Raw genomic sequence first — 6,974 nt, 5'->3', positions numbered from 1 at the left:
TCCGGTCGCCGGTCCGACCACCGGTCCGTCCACCGCCTCCGAGCCGTGAACGCCGCCCACCCGAAACCGGGGTGACGCGGAGTCAGGGGCGGCCGGTACCCTGTCCTGCCGAAGATCGACGCACAGGGGGACGGGCAGGATGAGCAGCAACGAGCCGGGCCAGGGCTGGCCGACGCCTCCGGGGCGACCGCCGGCCGGATCGCCGTACAACGGTCCCGCCACCCCGCCGGCCGGATCGCCGTACAACGGTCCCGCCACCCCGCCGGCCGGGTCACCGCACGGCGGTTACGGCACCCCGCCGGCCGGGCCGGCGTACGGCGGCTACGGCACCCCGCCGCCGCCGAGCACCCCGCCGCGGCGGACGTCCTCGCACCGGGGCGCCTGGATCGGCGCCGCGGCCACCCTGGTGGCCGCCGTGATCGGCGTCGCCGGCACGTACCTGGTGAACAACCGGGACAAGGAGCCCACGGCCGCGACCGCCCCGTCCGCCTCCTCGGCGACGCCGGCGGACGACAAGCCGACGGCGGACGGGACGCCGACGCCGACGCCCACCGACTCCGCCTCGGCCCCCTCCGGCACCCCGTCCCAGGAGGCGCTGGCGTCCGCGACCCCGTCCGGGCCGGCGCCCGGGACGGTCCAGTGGCAGGGCGTCCTGGTCATCCCCTACATCGGGGACAAGGACCTCGACGCCGCGCCCCCCGCCGACGCCGAGAACAGCGGCGACAGCGACTTCAACGTCTACCCGTTCGGCGACCACATGCTGCAGCCGGACAACGGCGCCAAGAGCCTGGTGTGGAAGGACACGGCGAAGCTCCCCTCGTACGAGGACTGCGCGGGCGTCATCGGCACCCAGGCCACGGGCGTGGACATCAGGCTGAAGACCGGCCTGACCATCTGCGGCGTGACCGGCGAGGGCCGGATCGTCCGGCTGACCGTCAAGGAACTGGCCGGCCTGGCCAACGACACGACCGCCACCTTCGACGTCGTCGTCTGGAACGGCTGACGGGGACGGGCCGGGGCCTCAGAGCTCCTTGCCGTACCAGACCTCCATGTACGGCCCCGTGCAGTACGCCGGGATCTCCTCGTACCCGTGCCGCGCGTACAGCGCCCGCGCCTCGACCAGGTCGAGCCGGGTGTTGAGCACGGTCCGGCGGGCGCCGAGCGCGCGGGCGGCCTCCTCCAGGCCGCTCAGGAGGAGGTCGGCGCCGCCCTTGCCGCGGTACGCGGGGCGGACGAAGACGCGGGTCAGCTCGGCCCGGCCGCCGTCGAGGAGGACGATCCCGCCGCAGGCGGCGGCCTCGCCCGCGTACCGCCCGACCAGGAACTCCCCGGCGGGCGGCGCGAGCAGGCCGAGCCCCTCGTCGATCATCTCCTCGTCGTACTCGTCCTCGACCAGCACCCGTCCGTAGTAGCGTCCGGCGACATCGCCGAAGTAGTCGCGGCGCAGGGCGGTGGCGTCCGGGGTGTCGACGCGCTCGGGGGAGAAGATCCAGGTCATGCGGGCCATTGTGCGACCCGCGGGACCACGGCCGCCGCCGAATTGTTCCGGCACCGGCACCGCCACCGCCACCGGCACCGGGCCGGTTCGGGCCGGGTCGGTTCGGGCCGAGCCGGGTCGGGTCGGTTCGGGCCCCGGCCCCGGGGCCTACTTCGGGGACGCCTGCTGCACGACCTCGAAGGACCACAGGGTCGAGCCGGTGGCCGCCGGCTTCGGCCGCTCGCCGCCGCCCTCACCGCCGGCGGTGCCCTGGTGGGCCGCCTTCATGGAACCGTTCATCCAGTTCTGGAAGTCCTCCTCGCTGCGCCAGCGGGTGTACACCAGGTACTGGTCGGTACCCTCCAGCGGGCGCAGCAGCTCGAACCACTCGAAGCCGTCGGAGCCCTCCACGGCCCCGGCCCGCGAGGCGAACCGCTGCTCCAGCACCTCCCGCTGCTCGGCGGGCACGGTCAGGACGTTGATCTTCACGATGCTCATGAGGGGCAGGATATGACCGGGAACGGCGGGACCGCCTGGGCGGGGGCGGTGCGGGAGCTGGCCGAGTGGGGGCTGCCGCGGGACGCGGGCCGGGACTTCGCGGAGTCGCCGGCCGGGTGGTGGACGGCGCTCGCGGCCGTGGCGGCGGGAGCGCGGGGGCGGACCGCCGAGGAGCTGCGGGAGCTGCTCGGGGTGGCGGGAGAGGCGGCCGGGGCGGCCGTCGGCGAGGTCGGCGCGGTGCTCGCGGCGACCGACGGGGTCGCGGCGGGCGCCGCGGTCCGCAGCCGGGTGCCGGTGCGCGCGGCGTACCGGGACGGGCTGCCGGGCGTCGGGTTCGGCGGGCTCGGCGAGGGCGCGCAGGCGGAGCTGGACGCGTGGGTCGCCGGGGTCACCGGCGGGCGGATCGGCGGGCTGCCCGACGCCCTCGGCGGGGGCGCGGACCTGGTGCTGGTCGGCGTGGTGGCGCTGGGCGCGGTCTGGCGGGAGGCGTTCGCGGCGGCCGCGACCCGGCCCGCGCCCTTCACCGGCGCGGACGGGGTCACCGCGGACGTGCCCACCATGCACCGCCGGGTGCCCGCCGGGTGGGCGTGGCGGGTCGGCGGCGGGACCGTGGTGGAGCTGCCCTGCGCGGGGGAGCGGGCGCCACGGGTGCGGTTCGTGCTCGGACCCGAGGGCGCCGGGCCGGCCGCGGTGGTGCCGCTCGCCTGGGCGGACGGCGGGCGGAAGCCGGTACGGGCGGGGGGCGTCGAGCTGGCGCTGCCCCGGTTCACGCTGCGGGGCCGGACCGACGCCCTGCCCCTGCTGGCGTCCCTCGGGGTGACGGCCCCGCTCCGGCCGGGCGCCGACTTCTCCGGCCTCTCGCCCGAGCCGCTGCACGTGACCAAGGCGCTCCAGGAGGCGGTGGTGGAGGTCGCCGAGGCGGGGGTGGAGGCGGCGGCCGTCACCCAGGTGGAGATGACCAGGAGCGCCGCCCGGCCGCGGCCCGCCGAGCGGATCGCCTTCGACCGCCCCTTCGGCGTCGTCGTCCTCGACGCGGAGGGGGAGCTCCCGCTCTTCACCGGCTGGCGGGCCGGGACCGCCGGCCGGGCGGCGGCGGCCGGTCACGCGGGCGACGGTGCCCGGCGGCGGCTCGCCCGTACGGTCAGGAGCGTGATGGCCAGGACGGTCGCGGTGGCGGCGCCGCCCGTCAGGAGGAGCCAGCTCGGCACGCCGGCGACGGTCGACAGGCGGTCGGTGTAGAGGACCCGGCGGTAGGGGGTGTCGGCGACCGTGCGCAGGACGTGGTCGTCGTCGATGCGGGACGGCTCGGGGAACTCCTGCTCCAGGACGGTGAGATGGGCCGGAGCGCCGCCGGTGAGGGCGGCCACGGCGCCGGCCGGGCGGTCGACGCGGCCGGAGAAGGTGACCTCGGGGGCCTCGCCGCCGATGGACGAGCGGGGCTCCATGCGGTGGGCGGCGAGGATCGACAGGCCGAGGGTCTGGCGCCGGTCGGCGAGCCGGGAGAGGCGCATGGGGTAGACGAGTTCGGACGAGGCGAAGGTGATCCGGAGCGGGGTCAGTTCGCCGCGCAGCGGCGCGCCCTCCTCCTCCGGCGCGAGGCGGACGGCGACGTACTCCCACTTCCGGTCGACGTAGGGCCGCAGTGCGGGGGTGAGCCGGTCGGGCAGCTCGAAGCCGTGGGCGTGCAGCCAGTCGCCGAGGGCGTCCGGGTCGGTGGCGGTGAGGCGGGCCACGTCGAAGGGGCCGAGCCGTTCCCGGCCGACGACGCCGACGGCGCCGCCGGGGAGGGCGCCGGCCGGGGCGCCGTCGCCGCGTCCGGCGGAGAAGGGCCAGTCGTCCTCGCGGGGCCAGAAGTACGTGCGGTCGCGCCGCTCGGGGGCGGCGAGCTCCTCGATCTCGTCGAAGAGCGCCGGGTCGCCGAGGGTGACGTCGGCCCGGCGCGGCACGGGCATGATCCAGGCGGCCCGCCGGGCGTCGCCGTGCACGCGGAAGCGCATGACGACGGTCTCGGTCCGGCCGTCCCAGCGGACGGCGGACTCCTCCCGGTCGACGCCGATGCGCCGGTCCTCGTCCGGGATCATGGCGCCGCAGCCGCAGGCCCAGGCCGGTGCGACGAGCGAGCCGAGCTGGAGCGCGAACAGCGCGGCGAGCGTGGTCAGGATTCTGGCCCGGATGGTGTGTGTCCCCCGCATGCCCGATCGGACGTGCGAGGGCCGGTTCCGGTTCCGGCCCCGCCGCCGGGGCCCGGTCCAGGGCCTCGATCCCGTCCCGGGCCGGTGTTCAGCCGGTGGTCGTCGTGCGGACCCTGAGTTCCTTCACGCCGTTGAGCCAGGCGGCCCGCAGGCGGCGCGGTTCGCCGGCGAGGGAGAGGTCCGGCAGGGTGTCGGCGAGGGCGTCGAAGATCAGCTCGATCTCCTTGACGGCGAGGGACTTGCCGAGGCAGAAGTGGGGTCCGCCGCCGCCGAAGCCCAGGTGCGGATTGGGGTCGCGGGTGATGTCGAAGGTCTCCGGGCGGTCGAAGACCTCGGGGTCGTGGTTGGCGGAGGAGTAGAAGAGGCCGACCCGGTCGCCCTTCCTGATCTTCCGGCCGCCGAGTTCGGTGTCCTGGGTGGCGGTGCGCTGGAAGGAGACGACCGGGGTGGCCCAGCGGACGATCTCCTCGGCGGTGGTCGCGGGGCGCTCGCGCTTGTACAGCTCCCACTGGTCGGGGTGGGTGAGGAAGGCGTGCATGCCGTGGCTGATCGCGTTGCGGGTGGTTTCGTTGCCGGCGACGGCGAGCAGGAGGACGAAGAAGCCGAACTCGTCGGAGGAGAGGTTCCCTTGGCCCTCGGCGGCGACGAGCTGCGTCACGATGTCCTGGGCGGGGCACTCCTTGCGCGCGGCGGCCATGTTCATCGCGTAGCCGATGAGTTCCATGGCGGCCTCGACGCCGACCTCCTCGGTGATGGCGTACTCGGGGTCGTCGTACGCCACCATCTTGTTGGACCAGACGAAGATCCGGGAGCGGTCCTCCTGGGGCACGCCGATGAGTTCGGCGATGGCCTGGAGGGGGAGTTCGACGGCGACCCGGGTGACGAAGTCGAAGGAGCCGTCCGGGTCCTCGGCGGCGGCGGCCCGCGCCTCCTCGGCGATCGCGCGGGCGCGGGTGCGCAGGGCGGTCTCCAGGCTGCGGACGGCCCGCGGGGTGAAGCCGCGCTGGACGATCTGGCGGACCCGGGTGTGCTCCGGCGGGTCCATGTTCAGCATGATCAGCTTCTGGACGTCGATCTGTTCGCGGCCGATGTGCTCGTTGAAGCGGATCACGGCGGTGTTCTCGTGCGAGGAGAACAGCTCGGGGTGGGTGGAGACGTACTTGACGTCCGCGTGGCGGGTGACGGCCCAGTACCCCTCGTCGTCGAAACCGGTGACGCCGCGCGGCTGGGGGCACCACCAGACCGGGGCGGTCCGCCGCAGCTCCGCGAACTCGGGGAGCGGGACGCGGCTGCTCAGCAGGTCGGGGTCGGTGGCGTCGAATCCTTCGGGGAGGTGGGGGCAGGTCATCGGCAACACGCTCCAATATCTGATGGACCATCAGAAGTTGCCGGGAAAGCTAGTAACGAGTTCTACAAGTAGCAAGAGGCGCGGGCCGAATGTGCCCCCGTGCGCCTCCTGAGCCCGCGTCCGAGGCCGAACTCCTGCCTTCCGGACCCTTGCGTACCGGCGGTAGCAGTCATCAGACTTCCCTCAGAACTAGAACGCGTACTAGTTCTCCCGTGACGCCGACCGGACGGAGTGCCGGGACACCCCGTCCGGTCGAGGAGAGGACGAGCTCATGGCCGCGGAACCCGTCATCGTCGAAGCCGTACGCACCCCCATCGGCAAGCGCGGAGGCGCGCTCGCCAACCTCCACCCCGCCTACCTCCTGGGCGAGACCTACCGCGAACTCCTCGGCCGCACCGGCATCCCCGCCGACTGCGTCGAGCAGATCGTCGGCGGTACGGTCACCCACGCCGGCGAGCAGTCCATGAACCCGGCGCGCACCGCCTGGCTCACCATGGGCCTGCCGTACGAGACCGCCGCCACCACCGTCGACGCCCAGTGCGGCTCCTCCCAGCAGGCGAGCCACATGGTCGCCAACATGATCGCGGCCGGCGTCATCGACGTCGGCATCTCCTGCGGCGTCGAGGCCATGTCCCGCGTCCCGCTCGGCTCCGGCTCCAAGCACGGCCCCGGCAAGCCCTTCCCCGACGAGTGGAACGTCGACCTGCCCAACCAGTTCGAGGCCGCCGAGCGCATCGCCCGCCGCCGCGGCCTGACCCGCGAGCGCGTCGACTCCCTCGGCCTCCTCTCCCAGGAGCGGGCCGCCGTCGCCTGGTCCGAGGAGCGGTTCAAGCGCGAGACCTTCGCCGTCCAGGTCCCGACCACCGAGGAGGAGCAGCACGCGGGCCAGGGCATGTGGCGGCTCGTCGACCGCGACGAGGGGCTGCGCGACACCACCATGGAGGGGTTGGCCCGGCTCAAGCCGGTCATGCCGACCGCCGTCCACACCGCCGGGAACTCCTCCCAGATCTCCGACGGCGCCGCCGCCGTGATGTGGGCCTCCAAGCGCATGGCGCGCGCCCTCAAGCTGCGTCCCCGCGCCCGGATCGTCGCCCAGGCGCTCGTCGGCTCCGACCCGCACTACCACCTCGACGGGCCGGTCGACGCGACTCGCGCGGTCCTCGGCAAGGCGGGCATGTCGCTGCGGGACATCGACCTCGTCGAGATCAACGAGGCGTTCGCGTCGGTCGTGCTGAGCTGGGCGCAGGTCTTCGAGAAGGAGCTCGACGGCCTGGAGAAGGTCAACGTCAACGGCGGCGCGATCGCCCTCGGCCACCCGGTGGGCGCGACCGGCGCCCGCCTGATCACCACGGCGCTGCACGAGCTGGAGCGGACCGACAAGGAGTTCGCGCTGGTCACGATGTGCGCGGGCGGCGCGCTCGCGACCGGCACGATCATCCAGCGCCTCTAGACCCGGCAG

The 6,974-nt window shown here is 74.4% G+C and carries 6 protein-coding genes and 1 pseudogene; 3 read left to right on the top strand and 4 right to left on the bottom strand.

Features of this window, described 5'->3' with window-relative positions:
* The first annotated feature begins 139 nt into the window (after positions 1-139).
* Positions 140-1,003, top strand: a complete 864-nt coding sequence (locus tag AB0E83_RS17575; RefSeq protein ID WP_362111851.1) for a hypothetical protein — start codon at positions 140-142, stop codon at positions 1,001-1,003.
* A gap of 18 nt (positions 1,004-1,021) precedes the next feature.
* On the opposite strand, the gene AB0E83_RS17570 is transcribed toward AB0E83_RS17575, so the two are convergent.
* Together AB0E83_RS17570 and AB0E83_RS17565 are read right to left on the bottom strand one after the other, a co-directional pair.
* Positions 1,022-1,498: a GNAT family N-acetyltransferase gene (locus AB0E83_RS17570; protein WP_362111848.1), complete on the bottom strand. Its 477-nt coding sequence runs from the start codon at positions 1,496-1,498 to the stop codon at positions 1,022-1,024.
* 147 nt (positions 1,499-1,645) lie between these two features.
* Positions 1,646-1,975, bottom strand: a complete 330-nt coding sequence (locus AB0E83_RS17565) for an antibiotic biosynthesis monooxygenase (RefSeq protein WP_362111845.1) — start codon at positions 1,973-1,975, stop codon at positions 1,646-1,648.
* Between the two features lie 12 nt (positions 1,976-1,987).
* On the opposite strand from AB0E83_RS17565, the pseudogene AB0E83_RS17560 reads away from it, so the two are divergent.
* Positions 1,988-3,025, top strand: a pseudogene (locus tag AB0E83_RS17560) (serpin family protein); the annotation flags it as partial.
* A gap of 50 nt (positions 3,026-3,075) precedes the next feature.
* Here AB0E83_RS17560 and AB0E83_RS17555 read toward each other — a convergent pair.
* The gene (locus AB0E83_RS17555) at positions 3,076-4,167 is read right to left on the bottom strand and encodes a DUF2330 domain-containing protein (protein ID WP_362111842.1); all 1,092 of its coding nucleotides are present in this window, start codon (positions 4,165-4,167) and stop codon (positions 3,076-3,078) included.
* 88 nt (positions 4,168-4,255) lie between these two features.
* Complete coding sequence (locus AB0E83_RS17550; RefSeq protein WP_362111839.1) at positions 4,256-5,515, bottom strand: cytochrome P450; 1,260 nt, start codon at positions 5,513-5,515, stop codon at positions 4,256-4,258.
* A gap of 271 nt (positions 5,516-5,786) precedes the next feature.
* Between AB0E83_RS17550 and AB0E83_RS17545 the strand changes: the two genes are divergently transcribed.
* On the top strand, positions 5,787-6,965 hold the full coding sequence (locus AB0E83_RS17545) for a steroid 3-ketoacyl-CoA thiolase (protein ID WP_362111836.1): 1,179 nt from the start codon (positions 5,787-5,789) through the stop codon (positions 6,963-6,965).
* Positions 6,966-6,974 lie beyond the last annotated feature (9 nt).

The sequence above is a fragment of the Streptomyces sp. NPDC035033 genome, from assembly GCF_040636735.1.
In the GTDB taxonomy this organism is placed as follows: Bacteria; Actinomycetota; Actinomycetes; order Streptomycetales; family Streptomycetaceae; genus Streptomyces.
This window is presented reverse-complemented; position numbering and strand designations above follow the sequence as displayed.